20 protein-coding genes are annotated in these 25,353 nt (G+C 59.5%); 2 read left to right on the plus strand and 18 right to left on the minus strand.

Features of this window, described 5'->3' with window-relative positions; genetic code table 11:
• Positions 1–46 precede the first annotated feature (46 nt).
• Positions 47–1,213: an acyl-CoA dehydrogenase family protein gene (locus VFO29_01405; protein ID HET9392167.1), complete on the minus strand. Its 1,167-nt coding sequence runs from the start codon at positions 1,211–1,213 to the stop codon at positions 47–49.
• On the opposite strand from VFO29_01405, the gene VFO29_01410 reads away from it, so the two are divergent.
• Complete coding sequence (locus tag VFO29_01410; protein ID HET9392168.1) at positions 1,212–2,030, plus strand: CoA transferase subunit A; 819 nt, start codon at positions 1,212–1,214, stop codon at positions 2,028–2,030. The genes VFO29_01405 and VFO29_01410 overlap by 2 nt on opposite strands.
• Positions 2,030–2,701: a CoA transferase subunit B gene (locus VFO29_01415; protein HET9392169.1), complete on the plus strand. Its 672-nt coding sequence runs from the start codon at positions 2,030–2,032 to the stop codon at positions 2,699–2,701. The genes VFO29_01410 and VFO29_01415 overlap by 1 nt, the downstream gene beginning before the upstream one ends.
• On the opposite strand, the gene VFO29_01420 is transcribed toward VFO29_01415, so the two are convergent.
• From VFO29_01420 to VFO29_01500, 17 genes are all read right to left on the minus strand, one after another.
• Positions 2,698–3,156, minus strand: a complete 459-nt coding sequence (locus VFO29_01420) for a hypothetical protein (protein HET9392170.1) — start codon at positions 3,154–3,156, stop codon at positions 2,698–2,700. The genes VFO29_01415 and VFO29_01420 overlap by 4 nt on opposite strands.
• Positions 3,153–3,608 carry a hypothetical protein gene (locus tag VFO29_01425; protein HET9392171.1) on the minus strand — a complete coding sequence of 152 codons (456 nt, stop codon included), beginning with the start codon at positions 3,606–3,608 and terminating at the stop codon, positions 3,153–3,155. Before VFO29_01425 ends, VFO29_01420 begins: the two co-directional genes overlap by 4 nt.
• A gap of 32 nt (positions 3,609–3,640) precedes the next feature.
• Positions 3,641–5,230 (minus strand): putative ABC exporter domain-containing protein, encoded by a 1,590-nt coding sequence (locus VFO29_01430; GenBank protein HET9392172.1) that lies wholly within the window; start codon positions 5,228–5,230, stop codon positions 3,641–3,643.
• Complete coding sequence (locus VFO29_01435; protein ID HET9392173.1) at positions 5,227–5,937, minus strand: ABC transporter ATP-binding protein; 711 nt, start codon at positions 5,935–5,937, stop codon at positions 5,227–5,229. Before VFO29_01435 ends, VFO29_01430 begins: the two co-directional genes overlap by 4 nt.
• On the minus strand, positions 5,937–7,745 hold the full coding sequence (locus tag VFO29_01440; protein ID HET9392174.1) for an ABC transporter ATP-binding protein: 1,809 nt from the start codon (positions 7,743–7,745) through the stop codon (positions 5,937–5,939). Before VFO29_01440 ends, VFO29_01435 begins: the two co-directional genes overlap by 1 nt.
• A gap of 3 nt (positions 7,746–7,748) precedes the next feature.
• Positions 7,749–8,765 carry a DnaJ C-terminal domain-containing protein gene (locus tag VFO29_01445; protein HET9392175.1) on the minus strand — a complete coding sequence of 339 codons (1,017 nt, stop codon included), beginning with the start codon at positions 8,763–8,765 and terminating at the stop codon, positions 7,749–7,751.
• The gene (locus VFO29_01450; GenBank protein HET9392176.1) at positions 8,762–9,298 is read right to left on the minus strand and encodes a nucleotide exchange factor GrpE; all 537 of its coding nucleotides are present in this window, start codon (positions 9,296–9,298) and stop codon (positions 8,762–8,764) included. The genes VFO29_01445 and VFO29_01450 overlap by 4 nt, the downstream gene beginning before the upstream one ends.
• A 101-nt stretch (positions 9,299–9,399) precedes the next feature.
• Positions 9,400–11,250 carry a molecular chaperone DnaK gene (gene dnaK, locus VFO29_01455; GenBank protein ID HET9392177.1) on the minus strand — a complete coding sequence of 617 codons (1,851 nt, stop codon included), beginning with the start codon at positions 11,248–11,250 and terminating at the stop codon, positions 9,400–9,402.
• A gap of 247 nt (positions 11,251–11,497) precedes the next feature.
• Positions 11,498–12,724: a trypsin-like peptidase domain-containing protein gene (locus VFO29_01460; GenBank protein ID HET9392178.1), complete on the minus strand. Its 1,227-nt coding sequence runs from the start codon at positions 12,722–12,724 to the stop codon at positions 11,498–11,500.
• A gap of 96 nt (positions 12,725–12,820) precedes the next feature.
• Positions 12,821–13,525: an ABC transporter ATP-binding protein gene (locus VFO29_01465; protein ID HET9392179.1), complete on the minus strand. Its 705-nt coding sequence runs from the start codon at positions 13,523–13,525 to the stop codon at positions 12,821–12,823.
• Positions 13,518–14,723 (minus strand): ABC transporter permease, encoded by a 1,206-nt coding sequence (locus tag VFO29_01470; protein ID HET9392180.1) that lies wholly within the window; start codon positions 14,721–14,723, stop codon positions 13,518–13,520. Before VFO29_01470 ends, VFO29_01465 begins: the two co-directional genes overlap by 8 nt.
• Entirely contained in the window at positions 14,723–15,916 is a 1,194-nt protein-coding gene (locus VFO29_01475; protein HET9392181.1) for an ABC transporter permease, read from the minus strand. The genes VFO29_01470 and VFO29_01475 overlap by 1 nt, the downstream gene beginning before the upstream one ends.
• Positions 15,916–17,211 (minus strand): efflux RND transporter periplasmic adaptor subunit, encoded by a 1,296-nt coding sequence (locus VFO29_01480; GenBank protein ID HET9392182.1) that lies wholly within the window; start codon positions 17,209–17,211, stop codon positions 15,916–15,918. Before VFO29_01480 ends, VFO29_01475 begins: the two co-directional genes overlap by 1 nt.
• Before the next feature lie 21 nt (positions 17,212–17,232).
• Positions 17,233–18,627 carry a TolC family protein gene (locus VFO29_01485; protein HET9392183.1) on the minus strand — a complete coding sequence of 465 codons (1,395 nt, stop codon included), beginning with the start codon at positions 18,625–18,627 and terminating at the stop codon, positions 17,233–17,235.
• 7 nt (positions 18,628–18,634) lie between these two features.
• Positions 18,635–19,387, minus strand: a complete 753-nt coding sequence (locus VFO29_01490; protein HET9392184.1) for a hypothetical protein — start codon at positions 19,385–19,387, stop codon at positions 18,635–18,637.
• A gap of 89 nt (positions 19,388–19,476) precedes the next feature.
• On the minus strand, positions 19,477–19,773 hold the full coding sequence (locus VFO29_01495) for a hypothetical protein (GenBank protein HET9392185.1): 297 nt from the start codon (positions 19,771–19,773) through the stop codon (positions 19,477–19,479).
• 1,021 nt (positions 19,774–20,794) lie between these two features.
• The gene (locus VFO29_01500) at positions 20,795–25,336 is read right to left on the minus strand and encodes a DUF6531 domain-containing protein (protein HET9392186.1); all 4,542 of its coding nucleotides are present in this window, start codon (positions 25,334–25,336) and stop codon (positions 20,795–20,797) included.
• Positions 25,337–25,353 lie beyond the last annotated feature (17 nt).

Here is a 25,353-nt window from a genome sequence, read left to right on the forward strand (position 1 = left end):
GCGATAACGATTCGTCCTACCGGAAAGTGCCCCTCGCGGGCGAGATCTAGCCCTTCCAGCGCCCCACGAGCGCGCGGGAAATGACCAGCCGCTGAATCTGCTGGGTGCCTTCGTAAATCTGCGTGATCTTCGCGTCGCGCATCATGCGTTCGACCGGATAATCCACCGAGTAGCCGTAACCGCCGAGCACCTGCACGGCGTCGGTCGTAACGCGCATTGCAACGTCGCCGCATTTCAATTTGCACATCGCGGCCCAGAGCGTCACGTCGTCGGCCGCTTCGTCGCATTTGCGAGCGGCTTCGTAGAGCAGCAGCCGTGCGGCCTCAACTTCCGTCTTCATGTCGGCCAGCATGAAGCCGACGCCTTGCTGTTGTCCTATCGGTTTTCCGAAGGCCATGCGCTCCTGTGCGTACTTGGTGGCGTACTCGAGCGCGCCTTGCGCGATTCCAAGCGCTTGCGCTGCAATTCCGGGGCGCGACTTGTCGAGCACCTTCATCGCAATCTTGAATCCGTCGCCTTCGGGCCCAATCAGATTGGCTGCCGGTACTTCGCAGTTATCGAAGATGAGCTCGACGGTCGGCGAACCGCGAATGCCCATCTTTTTCTCGATCTTGCCGACTTGAAAACCCGGGAAGGTCTTCTCGACCATGAACGCGCCGATACCGTTGGCTCCCTTTTGCGGATCTGTAACCGCGAAAACGCAGACGGCGTCGGCAACGCTGCCGTTGGTAATCCAAATCTTCTGACCGTTGAGAATGTATTTGTCGCCGCGCTTCTCCGCGCGCGTGCGCATCGAACCGGCGGCGTCCGAACCGCTGCCGGCTTCGGTAAGCGCATACGCGGCAATCCACTCGCCCGTTGCCAGCTTCGGCAGGTATTTTTCTTTTTGCTCGTCGGTGCCGGCGATCAGGACCGGCAGCATTGCGAGCTCTTGCACTGCTACGATGAGCGAACTGGAAGCGCACGCCTTGGCGATCTCTTCGACGACTTTGACGTAGGTTTGAAATGTGCCGCCGAGTCCGCCGTATTCAACCGGAATCGGGATGCCCATCATGTCGTTCTCGGCGAACAGCTTGCGGATGTCTTGGGGAAACTCGCCGCGCTCGTCGATCTCGGCGGCGCGCGGTGCGACTTTTTTCGCAACCAGCTCGCGCACGGCCGCGAGTACCTGCGCTTCTTCGTCGGGAGCGGTGCGCGATGCGGCAACGGACATGCGCGGCTTGTTCGGCAACCGCCAGGGTTTCCCCACACGGAAAGCCTATGACGGCAAACGGATGGACAAAGTGGTTGCTTCCTGCGCCGAGGCGGTGAGGGATATTCCAAGCGGCGCGTCTATTGCGGTGGGCGGTTTCGGGCTCAACGGCATTCCGTTTAACCTGATACAAGCGCTGCTCGCACAGGGCGCGACCGATCTCGTCACCGTCTCCAACAACTGCGGCGTGGACGGCTGGGGACTGGGCATACTGCTCGACGCAAAACGCATTAAGCGAACGACGGGCTCGTACGTCGGCGAGAATCGCGAGTTCGAGCGGCAGTATTTGCAAGGCGAATTGGAAGTGGAACTGGTGCCGCAGGGAACGCTCGCCGAACGGCTGCGCGCCGGCGGCTGCGGAATTCCGGCATTCTATACGCCCGCGGGCGTGGGAACGCAAGTGGCTGAGGGCGGCCTGCCGTGGCGTCATAATCCCGACGGCAGCATCGCGTTGCCCTCGCCAAAGAAAGAGACGCGAACGTTTAACGGTCAGGAGTACGTGCTGGAGCACGGGATCGTTTGCGACTTTGCCTTGGTGCGAGCGAGCGTCGGCGACCACGACGGTAATCTGATCTTTCACAAGTCAACCCGCAATTTCAATCCGCTCTGCGCCATGGCCGGCAAGATTACGGTCGCCGAAGTCGAGGAGTTGGTCGAACCCGGCGCGATCGATCCGGAAAACGTGCATCTGCAAGGCATTTTCGTGCAGCGTGTCGTGCATGTCGGCGCAGAGGGCAAGCGTATCGAGCGCGTGACCACGCGAAAGAAGCAGAACTGATGCCGCTAACGCGAACGCAGCTGGCCGCGCGCGTCGCGCAAGAGTTGCGCGACGGGGAGTACATCAATCTGGGCATCGGTTTGCCGACGCTCGTTCCGAACTACGTGCCGCCGGGTGTCACCGTCGTCTTGCAAAGCGAAAACGGAATCCTCGGCTTGGGACCTTATCCGTACGAGGGCACAGAAGATCCCGATCTCATCAACGCCGGTAAGGAGACCGTGACGGTGCTGCCGGGCGCCGCCTTCTTCGATTCGGCGTTGTCGTTCGGGATGATTCGCGGCGGCCACATCGATCTGGCCGTCCTCGGTGCAATGCAGGTTTCCGAAAAAGGCGACCTCGCCAACTGGATGATTCCCGGCAAGATGGTCAAGGGCATGGGCGGTGCGATGGATCTTGTGCACGGCGCCAAGCAACTCATCGTGATGATGGAGCACGTTTCCAAAGGCGGCGAGCATAAAATCGTCAAGGAGTGCACGCTTCCTTTGACTGGAAAGCGCGTGGTCGATCGCATCATCACGGATTTAGCCGTGATCGACATAGAAGAACGCGGGCTCGTGCTGCGCGAACTTGCGCCGGGTGTCTCGGTCGACGACGTAAAAAGAGCGACGGGCCCCGAGGTGCATGTGCCTGCGGAGCCCGCTGCGATGAAGATTCCCGAGGGCGTCAGCTAGCTTTTCGTACAGATCTCACTGGATGTAACGGGTCTGTGGTTGACGACAACAGTGTAGACGCTGGAATACTTCGTAGGTGAGATTTGACGGATCGCGTCTTTTCCGTTGCCGGCCGGAAAGACTTGTTTGAATGCGATCGTCGGACCGCTGACGGGACCCCAAAATGTCGCGTAGGTGCCATCGGCGTTGACGAAGGTGTAAAACCAGGCATTACTATGCGAGTCGAACGTGGCCACGCCTTCGGAAGCGAAGGGCCCGGTGACGGTAACGTGCATGCCTTTACCGTTGAGCATGGGAACGAACGTTTCCGTATTTCGATTCTTGCCTGACCCGCAGTTCCACGTTCCGGTCCACGCGCTAACCTGAGTGACGGGGTTTGTTGTCTTTGCAATTGCCGGCATGATTGCAAGCGCGCAGAAAAGCGCCGCGCAGGTAGCGCTAAGGATGCGTTTCACGGCAGCCTTCTGCAAGTATCGCTGAAGCTTTGCGGTTTGCCGTTCGACATCGTCGTGTAGGTTTCGCTGAACATTTTGGCGGACGGCCCGCTCTCGACCATCGTGTCGGTTTTGCCCGGATAAACCTCGTGATACCTTATAGCCGTACCGGATGGTCTGCCTTCCATGACTTCATAGCCGCCGCGCGCATCGGCGTACTCTGCGACATACACTCCGCGGGCCGGCACGTACGTCACGATGTATTCGCTGTCGTACTTGCCGTGCGAATCGACGCGAATCGCTCTTCCGCCAAATTCCGACGTTATAACCATTGAATAGTGATCGTTTCCCGCCGCGCAGCTATAGGTGCCCGCGTATCCCGATAAGGAATGGTCGGACGCTCCCGCCGTTGTGACGGCGGAGATCGAGATCGCGAACGCCGCCGCTAGAAACAAAGCCCAACGCCGTTTCATAAACGCTCCAATTCTCCCGTGGGTTAGACGGGTTATGCGGCTTCAGCTTGGGCAAAGGTCGCGCCGCGCCCTTGTATCTGCGCGGCAGCGAAGGCGATCAGTCCCAGCGCTTCCGCCAACGAGACGATTATGCCGGCTGCGACGGCGGCCGCCAGCGAGTGTGTGAGGAGAGCTGTCACTACGCTTGCGCCGATCCCGGGAAGCGTGAAGAGATAGGTGAGCAGCGCGCGCAGCATGGCCAAGGGCCCGCGCTGATCGAGTCCGGATGGCAGCAGCGCATAGAGCGCGAGCCCGATGCTGCGCAAGTAAACGGCGATCGTTATCGCGATCGGTATTCCGGTGAGCGCTATGACGCTTAGCCCGAGCGTAGCCGCGAAAACGACAGTCCCGATGGCAATGCAGAGCGCGAGCCGCCACGACGTTGCCAGCACCCAAGCGACCAGCCGCAGCCAGATCGGGTCCGTTCCCATCCACCAGAGCGGTTTGCGCAGATCTTCGGCCAAACCAAATGAAGAAGCGATCGTGATGAAGATGATCACCATGTTCGCAACGCTGCTGCTCAAGATGAGCGCGGTTTCGAGCGGATTGTGCGAGTGCCTGGCGATGTTTCCGAAGATGGCGCCCGCGACCGCGCAGCCGACCAACCCAACCCAAAACATGCGCCGCGCTCCGGGCGCGCGCATGAACGCGATCCATTCTTTCCACCCGATCGTCCACGCGCCGCGCGCGCCTTCGAAGATGCGCGAGGGAGCCAGCGGACCGGTAGATTTATAGGCTCGCTCGGTTGTGATGAAGCCCTGAACGCGGCGTCGCCGCTGACGAAAGGATTGCACGCGCAACGACGATGCGTAAAGTTCCGGATAGAGATCGCGTCCGGTGAAGAATGAGAGGCATAGCATTGCGCCGGCCGCCGCGTAAAACGCGGCGAGTCCGGGCGCGTTGCCGTGAAAGAGCGCGTTGACCGCGTAACCGGCGCCGATCGATTGGATGGCGCGCGCCCACGGATCGAGGCCGGGGCTTAAGAGGTTGCCGAGCAGGATCGCAAGCGGCAGCAACCCGGCCGCCACAATCGCCGCTGCGAATGTTCGCGCAAACCGCGAACCGGCCGTCGCGCGCAGCTTTAGCATCGGGACGGCGGTCGCGGCCGTGAACAGCGTGCCGGCGATTACCGCCACTCCGATCAGGCCGGTTGTTCCGAAGCGCGCGGCGCGCGGGAAGACCAGCGCGTAAAAAATGATTGAGAAGGCAGTGCGCAGCACGACCGATGCGCAGCGCCGCAGTTGCAGCCACGTGACGACCGACGCCTCGGAGAGGCGCGAGCCGCAAAGAAAACGCGCATCCGCCAACGACGAGAAGACGCCGACGAAACCCGATGCGGCGCCGTACATAATGATGCCGAGCAGCGCGATGAACGCGAACATAATCGCAGAGGCGAACGGTTCCGGAACGACGACCGGGAACGCCGACATGTGCGAACGCGATCCTCGCGCAAGGCCGACAAATATGAAATAGCCGATGGCTATCGCATAGACGATCAGGCGGCCCGGCTGGCGGAAGACCGTTTGGACGCGGTGCAGCAGCTGGTGAGCGTCTAGGTAAGCAAGGGTGAGAAAATCGCTCACCGCGTGAGTTCCAGAAACAGGTCCTCGGCGCTGCCGTGCGAGCCCGAACGCGCCTGTAATTCATCGAACGTCCCGGAAGCGACGATGTGTCCGGTCTTGAGAATGACGACGCGATCGCAGATCGTCTGAGCTTGTTCCAGCATGTGCGTACTCATGACGATCGCCGTGCCGCTGTCGCGCAAATGCCTGATGATGCCGCGCAGCTCGCGCTGTCCGAGCGGGTCGAGCCCGACCATCGGCTCGTCGAAGAGAATGACCGGCGTCGCCGCTAGTACAGTCGCCGCCACCAGCGTTTTTTGACGCATCCCCTTTGAGAGTGCATTGCCCAGCGTGTCGCGCTGCGCGATCATGGCGAACCGTTCGAGCAGATCGGTCGCGCGCATTTCCCACCCGGCCGGTAAACGGCAACTCTTGGCGACGAAGACCATGTGCTCCCAAACGGTGAGCATCGGGTAGACGTCCGGCGTTTCAGAGATCAGCGCGATCGTTTGTCCACGCTTGGAACCGAGTTCGCGCCTGTCCCACGAGAACGTGCCCGCGTCCGGGCGCAGTAACCCGGCGGCGCAAAGGAACGTCGTGCTCTTGCCGGCGCCGTTGGGTCCGAGCAGGCCGACAATTTCGCCGCCCGCAACGTTGAACGAGACGCCGTCAACGGCCAGCGTCTTGCCGAATGATTTCTTGAGCGAAGAGATGACGAGTTCGGGCACTACGTCGCGACGCTCGTTTCGTCGCGGAACTGCCTGTTGTACAGACGCGCGTACGGGCCGTTTCGCGCGAGCAGAACGGGGTGCGTCCCGCTTTCGACGATGCGGCCGCCCTCGACGACGAAGATTACGTCCGCGCTCAGGATGGTTGAGAGACGATGCGCGATAACCAAGCTCGTCCGCCCGCGCATCAGCGGCACGAGCGCGGCTTGAATCGCGGCTTCACTGTGCGAGTCGAGCGAACTGGTCGCCTCGTCGAGGATCAGAATGCGCGGGTTCTTTAACAGAACGCGCGCGATCGCCAAGCGCTGGCGCTCGCCTCCGGAAAGTTTGTGTCCGCGCTCTCCCACCACCGTCTGATACCCTTCCGGCAGACTTGTAACAAAATCGTCGATATTCGCCGCTTGCGAGGCGGCGCGCAGTTCCTCGTCGGTCGCATCCGGCTTGGCGTAGCGCAGATTATTGGCGATGGTGTCGTGAAAGAGATAGGTCTCTTGGGTGACGATGCCGATGTCGCGGCGCAACGACTCGAGAGTAAGCGTGCGCACGTCGTGCCCGTCAACAAGAACGCGCCCTGCTTGCGGATCGTAAAAGCGCGGAACGAGCTGAGTGATCGTCGTCTTGCCGGCGCCCGAAGGCCCGACGAAGGCCGCCACCTGTCCGGGTTCGACCGTGAAGTTCACGCTTTGGAGCGCAGTGCGATCGTTTCCGTATGAAAACTGTACGTCTTCAAAACGGATTTCGCCGCGCGCCGTAGTCAGCGCCACCGCATCCGGCGGCTCGTATTCTTCGGGCGTCATGTCGAGGTACCCGAAGATTCGTTCGAAGACCGCCAGCGCGCTGACGATCTGCACTTGAATGCCGGCGAGTGCCGCACCGGGCCCGTAGAGCCGGAATTGAATGTATTGCACGAACGCGACGACGACGCCGACATTGATTGCGCCTGCGAGCGCCAGCCATCCGCCGCCGAACCAGACGATTGCCGGTCCGATCGTTACCGTCGCGCCGATGGCGGCGATAAACCAGCGGCCGACCATGGCGAGGCTGATCTCGAGGTGCATGAGGTCGCTGCCGACGCGGTAGAAGCGGCTTTTTTCGTAAGCCTCGCGCGTGAACGACTTGATCAGCGTGATGCCTGAAATCGAAAGCGTTTCTTGGGTGATCGACTCGATCTCGTCGCGCTTCTCGCGCGTCTGTTTCCGGACGTTGTACATGCGACGCCCGACGGGGGCGAGCGGAAGAACCATCAACGGGACGATCACGATCGATAAGAGCGCCAATCGCCAGTTCCAAATGAACATCCAGACGACCGTCGTCGCGATCGTCACGACATTTGTGACGATGGACGTCAGCGTGCCGGTTACGACGTTGTCGATATTGTCGACGTCGCTTCCGACGCGATTCATGATCTCGCCGGTCTTCGTGCCGGTAAAGAACGAGAGCGGCATCTTGTGAAGATGCGAAACCAAACTGGTTCGCATATCCCGCATGATGCCTTCGCCGACGATCGAGTTCAGGTAGCCCTGCACGACGCCGAACGCGATCCCCACCAGCGCCGAGCCGATGATGATGCCGACGTCTATGCCCAGTTCGCGTAGATTGCGGTGCGGAAGCGCGCTGTCGATGATGCGCGCGACCATGTATGCCGGGACCAATCCCAGCAGTGACGCGACGACGATGCAGAAGAGCACCGTCGCCTCCTCGCGCCAGTAGGGCAAGAAAAATGCGCCGATACGCCGCCAGTTGACCTTCAGGCTCATCTTCGGCTTCTCGCCGTAGATGTTGCCCCACATCAAATGTCCGCCGAACATGCGTTACTGCTTGCCGTTGCGGATGGCGGCTAATTCTTTAAAGAGCTTTTTCTCTTTGTCGCTGAGATTGGCCGGCAGTTGGCCGACGAGCCGGACGTATTGGTCGCCGGCACCGCCGTCGCGCACCTTCGGCATACCCTTGCCGCCCAGGCGCAGCAAACGATTGCTCTGCGTCCCCGCCGGAATGGTCATCGCGACTTGTCCGGCCATCGTCGGCACTTTGACTTCACCGCCGAGCGCAAGATCGTAAATGCTGACCGGCAGATCTACATAAAGATCGTCGCCCTTGCGTTTGTACGTGGGATCGTCTTTGATCTTTACGACCAAAAAGAGATCGCCGTTGGATCCGCCGCCGATACCGGCGCCGCCTTGGCCCGCCAAGCGGATGCGCTGTCCTTCGCCGATACCGCGCGGAATCGTGACCTCAAATTTTTTCGTGGTGAGCAGCCGCCCCGTGCCGTGACACTGCGGGCAGAGCGCGCCGCTGACCGTGCCGGTGCCGCGGCAGCGCGGACAGACGTCCTCGAGCTGCAGTGAGATCGATTTCTTTCCGCCGTCGTATACGTCGCGCAGCGAAAGCTCGATGCTGGTTTCCAAATCTTGTCCGCGTTGCGAGAATCCGGTGCTTTGCGCGGTGCTGCGGCGGCCGACTCCGGAGAAAAACATGTCGAAGAAATCGGAGAAGCCGCTGGGGCCTGCGCCGGGCTGTCCGCCGAAATCCGCGAAATCAAATTGAAATGCGTCGTTCTGCGCGCTGCGGTACCGGCGCTGTTGCTCGGCTTGCTGCGCAGCTTCTTGCCAGTTGCTGCCGAGCACGTCGTACTTACGCCGCTTGTCCGAGTCGCCTAAGACCTCGTAGGCCTCCTGGATCTCTTTGAACTTATCTTCGGCTTCTTTTTGATTAGACGGGTTGGCGTCCGGATGCCATTTCTTTGCGAGCTTGCGGTAAGCGGACTTTATATCTTTTTCCGCCGCATTCTTGGGAACGCCGAGGATTTGATAGTAATCCTTGTAGTTCATGCGCTCGGATGCTGTGAAACAATGACTTTCGCAGGCCGCAGCAGCTCGTCGCCAATCGTGTAGCCTTTTTGTGCTTCTTCGACAACGACGCCGTCCTCGGAGTCGCTCGAAGGCAGCGTCGCAATCGCTTCGGCGAACGCGGGGTCGAACGGCTTGCCCTTAACGCTCAGCGTTTTGACGCCTTGCGCCGCGAGCAGCGCCTCGAATCCTTTGAGCGTTTGTGCGACGCCTTCGCGCAGCGGCGCGGCGTCCTCACCCTCGGATGCGAGCGCGCGCTCCAGGTTGTCGATGACGGGCAGCAAGCTCTTTAAAAGATCGCGGCGCTTGTGCTCCGCGATCTCCCGGCTGTGCCGCTCGCTGCGTTTCTTGTAATTTTCGAAGTCCGCCATCGCGAGCAGAAACTTGTTGTAGTTCTCGTCGGCACGCGCGGATGCCGCAGCCAGCTGCGTTTCAAGATCGGGCGCCTCCGCGATCGCTTCGATCTCGTCAGACACGGGCACATCAGCTTGCGTGGTTACTCTATCTTCATTCATTGTTGTTGCAAATCGCAGAATTCAAGAAGAACAAGCGAGCCTACCGTCGGTCCCAAGGACTAAACATACCTGTCCTTGGGACCGATGGTAGGCGAGCTAGTCTACTTAGATTCCTTGAACTCCGCGTCGATTACGTCTTCGCTCGGCTTCGAAGGTTCGGCCTCGCCTTCCGGATGTGCGCCCGAGGCGCCGTTTCCGGACGGGCCGGCTTCCGATCCCGGCGCGCTCTTGTAGAGCAGCTCGGCCATCTTGTAGCTGGCTTGCTGAAGGCGGTCGATCGCGGGTTTGATCTCCGCTACCGTGCCGTTTTCGCTGACCTTCTTGAGATCGCCAAGCGCGGTCTCCACTTCGCCGCGTGCGCCCTCGTCGAGTTTCTCGCCGACTTCTTTCAGCGATTTCTCGGTCGAGTAGATCAGGCTCGAAGCCTGATTGCGGACCTCGGCCTCTTCGCGTTTGGCTTGATCGCTTGCAGCCGAAGCTTCGGCGTCGCGCACCATACGATCGACTTCCTCTTTGCTGAGGTTGGTCGAAGAGGTGATCGTGATCTGCTGCTCCTTGCCGGTGCCCAGATCTTTGGCGGCTACGTTCACGATGCCGTTGGCATCAATGTTGAACGAGACTTCGATCTGCGGCACGCCGCGCGGAGCCGGCGGAATTCCTTCGAGCCGGAAGCGTCCCATCGTTCTGTTGTCGGCTGCCATCGGCCGCTCGCCCTGAAGCACGTGAATGTCTACAGAGGTTTGGCCGTCGTCCGCCGTCGTGAAGATCTGCGACTTCTTCGTCGGAATTGTGGTGTTCCGTTCGATGAGTTTGGTCATCACGCCGCCGAGCGTTTCGAGTCCCAGCGAGAGCGGGGTGACGTCGAGCAACACGACGTTGCTGACTTCACCGGCCAGCACGCCGGCTTGAATCGCCGCGCCGAGCGCCACGACTTCGTCCGGGTTCACGGTCAGGTTCGGATCCTTGCCCGTGAGCTTGCGCACGAGTTGCTGAATGACCGGCATGCGCGTCGCGCCGCCGACCATGATCACTTCGTTGATCTTCGAAAGGTCGAGCTTCGCGTCCGCGATCGCTTTCTTGAAGGGCTCGACGCAGCGATCGGTCAGATCGCTGGTGAGTTCTTCAAACTTCGCCCGCGTGAGCGTGAAGTCGAGATGCTTGGGACCGCTTTGATCGGCCGTGATGAACGGCAGGTTGATCGTCGTTTGCACGACGGAGCTCAACTCGATCTTGGCTTTTTCGGCGGCTTCCGTGAGCCGCTGCATGGCCTGCTTGTCGGTCGAAAGATCGATGCCTTGTTCCTTGCGGAACTCGCCGACGAGCCATTCGACGACGCGCTGATCGTAGTCGTCGCCGCCCAAGTGCGTGTCGCCGTTGGTGGCTTTGACTTCGAAGACGCCTTCGCCGACGTCGAGAATCGAAACGTCGAACGTGCCGCCGCCGAGATCCCAGACGAGGATCGTTTCGTTGCCCTTTTTGTCTAGCCCGTACGCGAGTGCGGCTGCCGTCGGCTCGTTGATAATGCGCAGCACGTCGAGGCCGGCGATCTTGCCGGCGTCTTTGGTGGCTTGCCGCTGCGCGTCGTTAAAGTATGCCGGGACCGTGATGACCGCTTTGGTCACGCGTTCGCCGAGATAGTTGCTCGCATCGTTTACGAGCTTTTGCAGAATCATCGCCGAAATTTCTTGCGGCGTGTAATCCTTGCCGTCGATCTTGACGGCGAAGTCCGTACCCATGTGCCGCTTGATCGAAGAGATCGTGCGTTCCGGGTTGGTGATGGCTTGCCGCTTCGCGAGTTGCCCCACGAGCCGCTCGCCCGTTTTTGTGAATGCCACAACGGAAGGCGTCGTACGCGATCCTTCAGCATTCGGAATAACTGTGGGCTGAGTGCCCTCCATAACGGCGACGACGGAGTTGGTCGTGCCGAGGTCGATACCGACCACTTTTGCCATAGTAAAAATACCTTTCCGAGTCCCGGACCAGCCGTCACGAACGAATGCCGTTCGCTGGGCCTTGCCACTTATGGACTACAAGGACAACAGAGGTTCCGATTATAGTACGCCATCGGCCCCATCCTGTTCCACTTAGTTAAACAAGTTGGCAGGCCGCCCGGTTGCAGGGAGTTCCTGCCCATTCCGCCGGCTTCGGTAACATCAAAAAGGGCCGCTCGCGCGGCCCTTTCTTTAGGTGTCTCTGGCCTTACTGGGATTGGTCCGGCTGCTGGTCGGACTGCTGCTGGACCATGGCCTCAGGGCGGGCGCCGAGCGTTACCTGGGCCAGGCGCTTGTTGCCCTGCGACCAGAACTCGACGTTGACCTTATCGCCGGGATGCAGTTTTCCGATGGCGGTGTTCAGCGCGGCCGCATCGTTGTACGCTTTGCCGTTCATCTTCAAGATGACGTCGCCCGGCTCGATGCCGGCTGCGTCGGCGGCCGAGCCGCTGACCACTTGCGTGACCGCGACGCCGCCTTGGCCGCGATAATTGGTTTGATTGCGGAAGCCTGAGGTGACCGGCTGCAGGCCGACGCCCATAAAGGCTTGCGCCGGCGGCTGCGTGATGCCCGGGTGCGCGATCATCTGCTCGACCACACGCTTGACGGTGTTCGAGGGAATCGCGAAGCCGATGCCCTGAGCGCGTCCGCCCAGCGTGGACTGATTGACGCCGATGACGTCGCCGTTCATGTCGATGAGCGGTCCGCCGGAGTTACCGAAGTTGATCGGCGCGGACGTTTGCAGCAACCCTTTATATGTAATCGATTGCCCCGTGTCGGTCTGAATCGGCTCGCTGCGGTCGAAGGCCGAAACGACGCCGACCGTCACGCTTTGTTGGAGTTCGTATGGCTCGCCGATTGCGATCGCCCATTGCCCCTGCTGCAGTTTGTCCGAATCCGCCAACGCGAGTCCGGGCGGAAGCTGGCGGCCGTCGTTCAGTTTGAGCAGCGCGAGATCCGCGCCGACGTTGGCCGCGACCAGCTTAGCCGGCACTTTCTGACCGTTCGGAAAGACAACCGTAATCGAAGTCGTCTGCGCGCCCGGGATCGGCCGCACGACGTGCGCATTCGTTACGATGTAACCCTGCGAGCCGTAGATGAAGCCCGAACCCGAGTCGCGCGCACTGTACGGTTGGAGCACGCCGGGTCCTTGCTGCCCGAAGAACTGTTGCATGATCGGGTCGATCGGAATGTACTGCTTGCCGTTGACCGAGACGTCGATGGCAACGACCGAGGCTTTCACGCGCTTGACGGCGCTGATGATGCGCTCCTGATCGCTCCCGCCCGAAATGGACGCGGCTCTGACTGCAGGCGGCTCGTGGACCGGGCCGGTGACGGCAACGAAGTGCGTGCTCGCATAGAGCATCATCGCGAACGAACCGACCACGGCGCCGGCGAGTGCGATTATCGCGGCCGGCAAAATGCTGTTTTTCATAATGTTATAACGCTACTCACAGTGTAGTGTGTTATCGCTTACCTACCCCGATGGTTGCGATATGTTGCTTAAAGGTTGCTTAGAACCGCCTGGATGCTAGGCGGGCGCCCCGGTCGGCGCATCACTCATTATAACGCCGTCCAGCATGCGCAGGATGCGCCGGGCGCGTGAGGCCACGCCTTCGTCGTGGGTCACGATGATGATGGTACGCCCGCCGGCATTGACCCGGTCGAAGAGCGCCAGAATCTCCGTGCTGGTCTTGGAGTCCAAGTTGCCGGTCGGCTCGTCGGCGAGGAGCACGGCGGGGTCGTTGACGAGGGCGCGCGCGATCGCGACCCGCTGCTGCTCGCCGCCGGAGAGCTCGGTCGGCTTGTGCCGGGCGCGTTCGCCGATTCCTACTTCCGTCAGACGTTCGAGCGCGCGGCGCTCCCGTTCTTTGGCGGGCATGCCCGCGTAGAAGAGCGGCAGCGTGACGTTCCGCAGCGCGTCGGTGCGCGGCAACAGGTTGAAGCCTTGAAAGACGAAGCCCAGCTTTTTCAAACGGATCTCGGCGAGCTGATTGTCGTCGAGTCCCGAGACGTCGATGCCGTCCAGATGGTACGTTCCGGTGGTTGCGCGATCCAGGCAGCCCAGCACGTTCATTAGCGTTGACTTGCCGGAACCGGACGGACCCATGATCGCGACGTACTCACCGCGCGCGATCGTGAACGTCAATCCGCGCAGCGCCTGCACTTGCAGCGCGCCGCTCGCATAAGTCTTGGTCAGGTTCTGGACGTCGATGACATTATCGGGTCTATTCATAGCGCAGCGCCTCAATCGGGTCGAGTTTGGCTGCGCGATACGCCGGATAAGTTCCGAAAACGAGTGTCACCAGCGTCGCAAAGCCGACCGCAATCACGACGGCTTCGAGCCACGGGATGCCGCCGGTGACGCCGGAGAGCCTCGCGATGAAACCTTTGTCGACGATGAAGCCGAGCAAAACTCCGAGCAGCATACCGGTAAGGCAGCCAAACGCAGAGAGCAGCAGCGCCTCGACGAAAAACTGGAACAGCACCTGCCCGCGACGCGCGCCAATCGCTTTGCGAATCCCGATCTCGCGCGTTCGTTCGGTGACGGAAACCAGCATGATGTTCATAATTCCGATCCCGGCGACGACCAGCGAGATCGCGCCGACCGCGCCGACGATCAAGCCGACGACGCTGAAGAAGCCGTTGATCGCTTTGGCGAAGAAGCCAAAGTCAAAGTACTGATACTGCGCGCCATGTTCGCGGGCCAGCAGCGCTTGCGTCTGATCCTCGAGCGACTTGAGATCTGTGCCCTGTGCGGCCAGTACCGAGATGCCGAAGAAGCTGCTGCCGCGCTGGTAATTGTTGTAAAAGGTTGTCCACGGGATAGCCACGTCGTTGCTGACGTCAAGCCCAAGCGCCGCCGTATCGATTTTCGTCTTTCCCAACACGCCGACGATCACATACCGTTTGCTGCCGACATAAATCGAGTTGCCGAGGACGCCTGCGGACGAGGTGGCGTTAGGGAAAAGGCGGGTGAGAGCGTTGTTTGAAATCACGCAAACGGAAGCGGCGCTCGCGATATCGTTCGCGTCTAAGGTACGGCCGGCCGCCAGCGGCGACGTGCTGAATCGTTTGTCGGACTCGCCTCCGAATCGCAGGCGAACCCGTTGATGCCCGGCGTCGATGATCGTTTGCCGTCTCGAGAATGGAATGACGCTCACGACACCGGGCACTCTTTGCTGTACGAGCGCAAGGTCGCTCAGCTTGAGGGCGGCGCGAACGATGTTCCCTTGTGTAGCTTTTGGAAAGACGAAAAACGTACTTGCGTTCGTACCTTTAAAAATGCCGCTGACGGCGCCGGCCATGCCTTGTGCTGCAACTTGCACCGATACGATCGTCGCGACGCCCACGATAAGGCCAATGACCGTGAGTATCGAGCGCGCGCGATTGGCGAGCAGCACGCGGGCCGCTTCAATAACGTAAGCGAACATCAGCCGCGCAACGCTTCCACCGGATCGAGCTTACCGGCGCGCGCGGCCGGATAGAAGCCAAAACCGATGCCTACCGCGAGCGAGAAGCCCGCAGCGATGCCGATCACAAACGCCCATGGGACCGGCGCGGAGCCGACGGCATGGGCAATGACCGGACGCATCAAGATCACGACCAGCACGCCGATCACTGTTCCGATCAGTCCGCCGCCCAGCGAGAGCAGCGTCGCTTCAATAAGGAACTGCATGGCGATATCTTGCGCGTTGGCGCCGATCGATTTGCGTATGCCGATCTCGCGCGTGCGTTCGCTGACGGAGACGAGCATGATGTTCATGATCCCGACACCCGCCACAAAAAGCGCGACACCGCCAATGAAGGTGAGTCCCACGCCGATAAAGTTGAGGACGTTTTCGAAAATGGCGTTGAAAGCGAGCTGATCCTGAACGTTGTATTCTCCGCGGCGGTGTATACGAGCCAGCGCAGCTTTTACGTCCGAAATCACCTCCACGGGATTCTGCGAGCGGCTCAGCGGCCAGAACTCGATGTAATCGATAGGCCCCGGCGAGATATGATGCATCGTTGTGTAAGGCACCCAGACCACTTCACCGACCAAGCTGCGAAACAGGTTGGCCTTTATCGAAAGCACGCCGATCACGGCGAGCCGTTGCGTCCCGATGTTGATCGTGCTGCCGACCGCACCGCCATTCGGGAAAAATGTTTGGGCTGCGTCGTGCGATAGTTCGGCGACGTTCGCACCTGCGGCGACGTCCTGCGAATCGGTCAACCGCCCGGAATCGACGATGAGGCCGGTCTCCTTCGTGAGATCTCGCGTTGAGGTGACACTGACGAACTCGCTTTTTCCGCTCACCGTGACGCGGTAATTTCGCTGCTGGTACATTGGGATGGCCTGCGAAACCGACCCGGCCGCATATGCTTGCACGAGCGCCGCGTCGCGATAGTAGAGCGTGGCAGCAGCTGGATTGTTCTGCGCTTGGTCGGGGACGACTATGAAGCCGGGGTCGCCGCCGCTTGCAATCTGCTCTTTCATTCCGCTGGCTCCCGCTTGGCTCAGACCCAGGACCGCGATCACAGATGCGATACCGATGATCATGCCGAGTGCGGAAAGCGCCGATCGCGATCCGTTGCGCCAGATGCTTTCGAACGCTTCCGGAACGTAGGCCAGGAAGCGCGACATTAGCTCGCGGGTGTGGCTTTGCCGGCCGGTGCGGTGGTCACGGTCTCGCCGTCACGCAGGAGCGGCGTGGTCGCCGCGACTACTTTGTCGCCTCGCGCCAGACCCGACTTGACGACGGTTTGCGTGTCGTTCTTGGTTCCGGTACTGACGTAGGTTTTTATCAGCTTTCCTTTGCGGACAACGAAGACGTAGGCGCGCTTCCCATCTTTACCGAGTGCCGCGGTGGGGACGACAAGCGCATTCTTCACATTGGTTGTGAGAATGTCGACGTCAACCGTCATGCCGTCGCGCAGGAAGCTTGGCGATTGGTCGAGCCGCACCGTGGTTACAATTTGCCGCGCTGTGCTGGACGGATCCGTTGATTTGGTAGCGACCGGAGAGATGGAGGCAACACGGCCGGTGAGCGTACGCCCGGGAAAGTCCTGACCGGTAACGTCGACCGGCTGTCCGAGCCGGACGTTGATGATGTCCTGTTCGTCGACTTGCGCCTTCACGACAAATCCGCCGCCGGCTGCGATTGTGAACAGTCCTTGCCCCGCGGTGACGGGATCGCCGGGGCGAAGCTGCGTCAGCGGATCCGACGGCTGGGTCGCGACCGTTTGAATCGTGCCGTCCACCGGCGCGCTGATGCGCGTAAAGCCGAGCTGCTGCTGATTCGATTGATTCAGGATCTGCGCTTTTTGAGCTGCCGCCTGCGCGTACTGTACACTGCTCTGCCCATATCCGGCGACCGCGCCGAGTTGCAGTTGGCGCAGCGCTTGAGAGTACTGCACTTGCGCCTGATCGAGTTTGGCTTTGTCTAAGTCGACCTGGTTGCGCGGAATGGCTTTATTGTTGTAGAGATTGACGTCCGCCTTGTAAATGCGCTGCGCTTCATCGAGGTTGGTTTTGGCCGTTTGCACGGCGGCTTCGTAGCCGACCTTGGCGTTCTGCTCGTTGATGCGCGCCGTGCTGATGTTCGCGGCTGCGGAGTTATAGTCGGCCTGCGAACCCGCGGCGTTGGCTGCAAGCGTCGGATTGACGATGGTTGCCAGGAGCTGACCCGCCGCGACGTTATCGCCGGGTTTCACGTAAATCTGCGCGAGGTTGCCGGAGATGAGCGCCGGAATCGTTGCGACGCGTGGACGCTGCACGATGCCGCTTTCAGGAAGCTTGGAGTTGAAGGTTGAGGGCTTGACCGAGACGACGCTGACGGTAACCGTCGAGCGCTGGCCGCGCCCCACGATCAAGGCGATGCCTATCAGCACGACGAGCGCGCCGACGATGATGATCAAGTTGCGATTGCGTTTGCTCATGTAAGAGAGGCTCCGTGCATCCTAGAGTCCGGCGACCGCAGCTGGGGCATCATAGATGCCGAGCGCGACGCGCAGTTTGATGATCGCTTCGACGTAAGCGACGCGTGCGTTGTAAAGATCGATCTGAGAAGAGAGTGCGGCCTCCTGCGCTAGCAGAACGTCGCCGATTGCAATGAGGCCGCTCCGGTATTGCAGGCGGGCGACGCGCGCCGACTCGACGGCCGCGCGCACTTCGCCGCCGGCGTACTGCAGTTGCGCCTGCGCCGTTTGGGCCGCTCGGTAGGCTTGGCGTACTTCCAACGCCACTTGCTGATTGGCGGTATCGAGCGAGTTTTGCGCCGCGACCACTTGCGCGTCGTCGTTTTCACGTTCCGACCTGCGAGCTCCGTAGTCCCAGAGCGGCAGCGTGAAGGTGCTGATCGCTTGCAGTTGCCAAAAGCCGGGCGACCCGCGCGGAACCTTGGGCGCCTGACCCGGCGGGAATTGCGAGTTCAGCTGATCCTGCAGTTGTACGGCGTTCGTCGGCGAGAATTGATTACCGAAAAAAGCCGACATCTGCACCGTCGGAAAGAGTTCGCGATCGAAGCCCTTGCGCGTGGTCTGCGCGGCGGCCAAGCTGGACTGCGCGCTGACAATGTCCGGCCGGTTCGCTTGCGCGATTGCGATAAGCCGGTCGAGCGGCTCCGAAGGAAGCGGCGGCTGCGCGATCGTGGACGGCACATCGAAAGCGGTATCCAGCGGCGCGCCGATCAGCTGCGCGAGCGTCTCGCGCGCGTTGGCTGCTTGCGACTGGTCTGCGATCAGGGTCGAGCGGCTTTTATCTTCGGACGCTTGGGCGCGCAGCACGTCTACTTCGGCCGCGACACCTGCGCGTGCTTTGGCTTGCGCGACGGTCAGCAGAACGTGCTGGTACTGCACGTCCGACGCCGCCAACCGCGTGGTCTCATCCTTGGTGGCAATGTCATAGAAGCCGGCCGCCACGCTGTTCGCCAGATCATCCTTCGTCTTGCGCAAGTCGGCTTGCGCCGCAGCCTCTTGCGACTTGGCGGCAAGTGCTTGGAGCGTCGAAAGAAAGCCGGTGTCGAACGTATAGTTCGAGCCGATTTGCGCGGTGTTTTGACTGAACGTGCGCGCCTGCGAGATGCCGGCTATGGCAAAGTTGCCTTGCAGGTTATTGGATTTTTGCGAGAAGTTTTGCAGCTGCCCCGTCGCGTTCGGAAGCGATGCCGAGTGCAGTTTTACGTATTGCTCGTGAAGTTGCGCGACAACGGATTGCTGTTTAATAACTTGAGGACTGTGCGTAACGGCGTATTTCACCGCGTCGGGCAGCGTCAGGCCGGCGGCGCCGGCTGATGCCGGCGCCGCTAGCGAGAGAAGCAGACATGAAGTTGCAATCGTACGCCCGCGAGCGATCATGCGTGGATTATCCCATCCCGAAGTTGTGAAGCATGGCCACGCCTCCGGCGGCGAAAACCGCGCCAAGTAGAGTCACTAACGCCGCGAATCCGTATGCAACGCCGCTGCTGGTGCGTCCGGTAACGCGCAGCATTGTAGCGTTGAGGAAGAGTCCCCAGAGTGTAAATACGCTAATGGAGGACAAGAACGCCACGGTCGCGGCCGACGCATGCGGTGCCAGATATGCCAAGCTTGGCATCGCCTTCACGACATCCAGCGTGCTGTTGAAGGAGTCGGGGCTGCGCAGCATCGTGATGATTCCTAAGACAACGGCGCCCAGCCCCAGAGTGGGCACCGCGATGTTCATCGACCCGGCCCACAGCTGTTTGAAACCGGCTTGGCCGCGTCCGACGGCGTTGCCAATCAGCATGATGAGCGAATTGAAGAGGGCGGCGAAGAACAGCACAAAGATCACTGTGACATAAGCCCAGGGTGAAGGCCGGCCCGCGCGGGCGATCGCCTCTTGTTTCTGAGCCGGCGTCAAGCTCGCAAAGAACGAGTTCGTCGACATCATTTGTTGCGTCTGCACGACGCCCGCGTGACGCGCCGCCGGTCCTTGCAAATAGGTCCCGACGATCATCAAAATGATCGCGAAGATCAACGCCCAACCCCAGGTCGGCGCGGTGCGAAGAGTTTCGAATGCTTCGGATGGCGATGCGATCGTGTTGACAACGGTCGATAAACCGCTTTGTTTAGCAGCAGCCGGTGCTGGCGTCTCCATGAAAAGGACCTCCCCTACAAACGGAAGCTTGCCGCTCGGCAATACGCCGTCGGCAAACCGAATGTTTCACGGGCCGCCGGGCCCCGCCTTTATGGACGCGGGGTGGAGAGATCGATCGGTAGATGCCGCTCGACGGCGCGGCGGACGCGGTCGAGTTCTTCCTCATGAAGTTCGAGCAGCCTTAATTGCAAGATAATCTTCGCTCGCCGCAGGGCGCGACGCGAGTAGAGTTCGATGCCCGCCGGCGGCGCGGCCAGGATAGGCCGGTGACGCGCGGGGTGACGGTGATGGCTGTAAGCGGGCGCGGCCCCAAGTGCGAGGAGCGAGGTCAGCGCCAGCGCGGCGCGGTATCGGTCGAGCATAATGGCCTCCGCTCTACCAATCACGCGCTGCCCCTCGAATGTAAAGATGCGGTGAACACACCCTCTCGGCGTACTACATCGCCTTTTTAGCCTCTATCTGAGGTCCCGGCATCGCGGATCAGGCCGACCCCGCAGTCTCATCGCCTACGGTGCCCGGTAAGTATCCAATGCAGGCGCCGTAGAGATCTTGCGCGCGCTGGCCCTGTGTTAAATACACAGCTCCTTCAGCATCGCTCTTGATCCGGTAAGCTGCAGTCGTTTGGCCTACGGCCCCTTGAATTTGTGCGTTTCTCTTGAAAAGTTCGGGATTTCGCGGAATTATCCGAAGCCGCGCGTTATCGCCCGAGCCGCGGAGCTCAACTCTTGCTAGCTCATCCCAGCGGACGTCGAACATTATTATGGTTACCAGATTCCAGCCGAAGAGCTGTCTTTGGATGAACCACCTCAGGCCGTTCTCATCCGCTTCAACTATAGTTTTCCGAGAAATGAGAACCGCAATTCGACCGGCCTCTTGTTCTGAGCGAAATGCCACCCTTGTTGTCAATTCTTTACTTCCTTTGTAAGCAGAGGTGATGAGGGCCTTATTTTCTAGACCTTGCCTCTTGGAGTATTGATGCGTATTTCATTTTCCCCTCGACATCCCGAAAACCAGTCCCTCGCCCGGGCGGCGCATCTTAGCGCGTTCTTGCTTTAATCACGCGCAGGGAGAGCGCGACTCCGGTAACCACAATGGCAAACCAGCCTATGTATGCAAAAGCCGCGTACCATGGGTATGCCGCACTTTCGTGCGGGGTAGAGAGCTGCGCAAATCTCGCAAATCCCGAAAACAAGATACTCAGGACAAACGCCCCAGCTAGCGCCCAGATCGGCGGGCTTCGTCGTGTTTTATCGCTCATTACGAAAGCATAGCAAATCGCCAGTGATCGTCAAGGCAAGAGCGCGTAGCCGCCGAGAATGGCTCGTCCATTCTTGTGGGGGATATCGCATCTGCGGTATCCCCCGTTTTGCCTTCGCGGGCAAAGTCATACTAATCGTGCCGCGACCTTTAACGCGGGAACGGATTTCCAGCGGGCGCAAAGCTACTGTGATCGCAGGACCAGCAGTAGTTCATCATGCCCGGGCCGCCGTTAAGGGCGCTTTGCATCGTGTCGTATGCACCGTTTAGTCCCTCGAATGGGTCGTGGAGTACGCCATGATGGAAGCCGTAGTTTTCCGCATTATGGACCCTTGTCACATAGAAATACTGGAGTACTTGATGGTCCATAGTTTCGAAATCTCCCCAGATGTATGTAAAGACAAACGAATTATGCGACGGAGCTGTGTCTTTGGATTTCGCATAGTCCTCGCCGATGTGCGATCCTATTGCGGCGCCGACGGCACCCGCCATTTTCGCAAGTGGCTGCGCTATCGCAGGAATTCTGACGAACGGTATTCTGAAGAGCGGCACGTCAAAGCCGGCAACGGTATCGAGTCCCTCTACGACATCCGCCGCGGTGACCTCAATCGCCGTGGATTCAAGCGCGGCCTCCCCCGCAACTACGGCGACTGCTGCAAGGACCTCCGGCGCAGCCGCAACTATCAGTACACATACGGCGACAACGGCGACGGCGCCCAGTATGAAGCCGACCGTTCCGCCGACGGTACCCCAGAAGGTCTCGCCGGCCGGATCGTTTCCGCTCGGATCGCTGAAAGCGAGCGAGTTGTCGTTGTTCCAGACATAGCTCTTCTGAGTGATGGGACTGTCGAGTCTGCCTTGGAAGGCGTCGGGAGTTGTCCATCCGCCCAGCTGCGGATCGTATAGCCTGACACCTTGAAGAATTCCGGTTCCGTCCGAGAGCCCGTCGGTTCCCGGCATGCCCAGAATATGACCCTGGCCCACACCTCCAGCCAACCCCGCGCTGCTCCAAGCAATTGAGGTGGGCTGTTGCATAGATTGTCCACCTACCAGAGTACAACCGTTGGCTGTGTGCGTTGTCGAGCTTGCGTCGTTGCCTGCTGCACCGGTTGCGTTATGGCAAAAGGCCACAGACCCAGCAAGACGGTCCCAGAAAGTCAGTCCTGAGTATCCGGCGTCGAGCGGCGTTACGTCTCCTCCAGCCGCTAGCTTGATATCGTCGACCTGCCCTTGCGAATTGGTGGTGAAGAGCAAACGGCCACCATCCCAATGCAAGGTGTCATAAGCGAGTTGTGACGTCGAAGGAGTTGCGTTTGATACCCTCGGAGTGGATCCGATCAGTATTGGATGGCCGTTTGGACCCCATTGGTCGGCTGTCAGGGTATTGTATGTGCCGGCTAATCCCAGGCCGCGCGTTTGTTGCGAACCGCTGATGATACGGTTCTCCGCGTCGTACTGGCGGGTCGAGACGTAGCTGAAAGGATTTCCGAACCTGTAAATTGTGTCATCGCGAGATGTTTGTCGCCCGGCGGTATCGTAGCCAAAAGCGGTCGAGTTGCCGGTCTCACTGTTTGACGGATTATCCCAGCCTGTGGCGGTTCCGCCTGTCGCGTTCCAAGACAATTCATTCTGGTTATACGTGCCTGCTACCATGACGCCATTCGCAAAGTTGGCGTTTGCGTTTGTACCTGCCGGAACATTTGAGCGGGAATCCATTTGCTCTTCGTGCCGATCAGTATATGCGAAGGAGCGCGTTGACGCTCCAACGTTAACGATTGAGTCCTGATAGCTGAGAAGATCGCCTTCCGCGTCGTATGAGAACCCACTGACATTCACGGCGGGATAGTTTAGGGCGGTGACGGTTCCCGTGTTTGAGCCGTTGTTTATGTCGTAGGATACCGTCGTGGGTGTCGGGTTGGCCGCCGGCCCGCTCTCGCTTCGCTGAACGATTCGGCCGCCGTTACTGTAGGTCATATTGATCGCGCTATTTCCCACGATTGCGTTACTGGATAAATTAATCTGCTGCTGTTGGAGCTTGCCGTCGGCGCGGTAGGAGTAGCTCAAGAGATTCGCTTGGCTTAGCCCCGACGAAGATACGTCCAGTGATGAGCGACGGCCGTCAGCGTAGTAGTGATAGGTTATTGTCGCCGGCGAGGTCACCCCGCCGCCCGATGGCTCTACAGATTGCGTCTCCCTGCCGTCTGCGTCAAAGCTATAGGACTGCGCCCCAAATACGGAAGAGGTCAGGCTGACTGCGCGACCATTTGGATCATACATAGCGGTTGCTGACGGAGTAGACCCATCGGTAAATGATACTTGGATGGTCTGACCGGCATTGTCATATGAAACATTCCCACAAACGTTCAACGCGTTGCAATGCTGAGCCAGAGCGCCGTACGTGCCGGGCGAGCTATCGTATGTAAATGTCTCGTTCGGACCATATCTCGAGACTACCCGATCGAGCGCATCACGCGCTGTGCCCTTGATGTCTTGGAATGCGTTGTTGTTAAGCTGGGCAAGCCCCCAGTACCAAGTCGACGTTGCGGCAAGGAGTTCTTGGGTCTTAAAAAGACTTCCGTGTGCAGCGTAGTATTGTGTAGTTCCGTTAGTGAAGCTTACGGTTCCACCTTGCGATAGATCGTACAGGTATCGAGTGATCCAAGCGTTCTGATAGACGTCCTGCGGATCTTGAGGCTGCTTAACCTCCACCAAACGGTCAACGCCGTCATACCATTTTGTTGTTGTCGCCGCAACGTTTCCAAAATGGTGTGTTTCAGTTTTTTCGTTTCCATTGAAATCATACGTAAACGCGACAGAATGCGACCCGCAGACCGTTCCCCCGTCCATTTGGTATTGTAACGCGGATTGCCGCGCGCTGATTTGTCCATTCGAATAATAGCAGGTGCGGATGGTCACGCCATCCGGATCCGTTGTCGAAACAGGCTGATTCATTGCATCAAACGTCGATGTCCATGTGCCGTTGCCTTTATTATGCGACGTTAGATTGCCGAGGCCGTCGTAGGAATACGTTTGCGATGGACACCGGTTGGTGCCGTCATTTTGTGAGACGCAGTCACCCGTTTGGGCAGTAGGTAGGCCGAAGTCGCCGCCCTGTGCTCCGGAATCGTATGAAAACGATCGGTGATAGCCCAACGGCGTAAAAGAGCTCGTGATTCGTCCAAAGGGCTCGGCGCCGTCGCTATAATCCCAACTGTATCGCGTTGCGCCGGCTTGGTTCGGGCAGAGCGAGTCACTGCTGCCGGGACTGCCGGCCCAGTCTTGGCCTAGAGCATGCGTTCGAGTAGCATCACAATAGGCTACGATGTTGTTCGCATTGTTCGTGCGATCATAAGAATATAAGCTCGTTGGCCTGAAAGTCCCCTGACTCGTTGAGACGGCCGGAAGCGCTGCTGCGATAATGTTTCCGTTTGAATCGTAAGCGTAGTCTGAGGCATTTCCACGCTGGTCTACCATTTCCGTGGGAGCATTGTCGCTGTTCCACGTAGCCGATGAGATCAGCCAGAGAGAACCGGTCCAACTTTGAGTCTGGGTGACTCGGCCTAGTGTGTCAAAAAACCAGTTCGTCGCGTGCCCATCGAGGTCGGTAAACTGTGTTTCGCCTGAAGAGTACGAAAGAGTTAGGTATCGTATCGTGCCGTACTGATTTGGATAATTGGATTGGAGTACGGCTCCCGTACCATCTGCAGGCGTAAAATTGCCCCAGCCGTATAGGTCAACCGCACTGATACGAGCACTGCCATCATAGTAAAAGATTGTGAAGGAACCTTCGCCGGCGCCGCTGCCGAACCACCTGGGTGAATTGGCCCAGTACATGAGACCTGTGTCCGAATAGTAACCGTATTGTTGGTGAATGGTACCTGCGTTATTGCCGGGGAGGTCAACTTCTTCTAAGTTGCTGTAGGCGTTTGACCCGCCAGGATTGGGGGCGTACTGATAAATGATCTGCTGATTATCCGGGCGCGTGATGCTCGAGAGAAGTATTTTTCCGTTGAGACTACCAAACGAGAGCGTAAGGGCCTGTCCGTTTTCATGTTGGGCAACTATTTGCGTGAGGTTGGAAGTCGTAGAAGAGTCTCCGCCTGCCCAAGAGTATGTTAAACGGATCCAGTTGTTGTTGTTGCGGCCGAAGATCATATAGAGGCGGCCGGAATATGCCGCAAGATCCGGTCTACCGCCCAAGCAATTCGTTGCGAGCCACGGTGTCCAATAGTAGTAGACCGTGCCATCTTTCTTGCCCCACAGATACCCGCAACCGCCATCAAAGCAAAGCGTCGTGTGCACTCCCGCCGGCGCCGTTAAACAACCGGTGCCATTCGGCGTATAGTCATAGCGCGCGCCGTCAGCGTCAAAAACAGAAATGCCACCAGAGGAATTGCCTGCCAGATGGGTGTCAAAAGTATTGGTCCAGCCTGAACCATAGGTACTCGGCGTAGGAGCGCCGTCATCGCTTTGCCCATTTGCGTTCCAATTGCGTAGACTCAGGGAGTTGTAGTTCCGTTGGAAGGTGAGATTGACTCCCCGTTCGTGCACATCGACATCCGTAGTTTCCACGACCAAGTTACCATTGGCGACATTGACCATGTACTCGCCTACCCCGGGAAGGCCACCCCCGCGATATGTCCACCACGAATTGGTTCCGGTTGGATTTGCTGCACCCATGGTGACATCCATCGGGTGGGCGCCGCTAC

The organism is Candidatus Rubrimentiphilum sp., assembly GCA_035710515.1.
Lineage (GTDB): Bacteria > Vulcanimicrobiota > Vulcanimicrobiia > Vulcanimicrobiales > Vulcanimicrobiaceae > Rubrimentiphilum.

Coding starts and splice junctions, on each gene's coding strand:
- VFO29_01490 (HET9392184.1), bottom strand. CDS start 19,387: ATGGAGACGCCAGCACCGGCTGCTGCTAAACAAAGCGGTTTATCGACC.
- dnaK (HET9392177.1), bottom strand. CDS start 11,250: ATGGCAAAAGTGGTCGGTATCGACCTCGGCACGACCAACTCCGTCGTC.
- VFO29_01415 (HET9392169.1), top strand. CDS start 2,030: ATGCCGCTAACGCGAACGCAGCTGGCCGCGCGCGTCGCGCAAGAGTTG.
- VFO29_01460 (HET9392178.1), bottom strand. CDS start 12,724: ATGAAAAACAGCATTTTGCCGGCCGCGATAATCGCACTCGCCGGCGCC.
- VFO29_01470 (HET9392180.1), bottom strand. CDS start 14,723: ATGTTCGCTTACGTTATTGAAGCGGCCCGCGTGCTGCTCGCCAATCGC.
- VFO29_01475 (HET9392181.1), bottom strand. CDS start 15,916: ATGTCGCGCTTCCTGGCCTACGTTCCGGAAGCGTTCGAAAGCATCTGG.
- VFO29_01410 (HET9392168.1), top strand. CDS start 1,212: ATGCGCGGCTTGTTCGGCAACCGCCAGGGTTTCCCCACACGGAAAGCC.
- VFO29_01450 (HET9392176.1), bottom strand. CDS start 9,298: ATGAATGAAGATAGAGTAACCACGCAAGCTGATGTGCCCGTGTCTGAC.
- VFO29_01405 (HET9392167.1), bottom strand. CDS start 1,213: ATGTCCGTTGCCGCATCGCGCACCGCTCCCGACGAAGAAGCGCAGGTA.
- VFO29_01445 (HET9392175.1), bottom strand. CDS start 8,765: ATGAACTACAAGGATTACTATCAAATCCTCGGCGTTCCCAAGAATGCG.
- VFO29_01440 (HET9392174.1), bottom strand. CDS start 7,745: ATGTTCGGCGGACATTTGATGTGGGGCAACATCTACGGCGAGAAGCCG.
- VFO29_01485 (HET9392183.1), bottom strand. CDS start 18,627: ATGATCGCTCGCGGGCGTACGATTGCAACTTCATGTCTGCTTCTCTCG.
- VFO29_01480 (HET9392182.1), bottom strand. CDS start 17,211: ATGAGCAAACGCAATCGCAACTTGATCATCATCGTCGGCGCGCTCGTC.
- VFO29_01425 (HET9392171.1), bottom strand. CDS start 3,608: ATGAAACGGCGTTGGGCTTTGTTTCTAGCGGCGGCGTTCGCGATCTCG.
- VFO29_01500 (HET9392186.1), bottom strand. CDS start 25,336: ATGGATGTCACCATGGGTGCAGCAAATCCAACCGGAACCAATTCGTGG.
- VFO29_01465 (HET9392179.1), bottom strand. CDS start 13,525: ATGAATAGACCCGATAATGTCATCGACGTCCAGAACCTGACCAAGACT.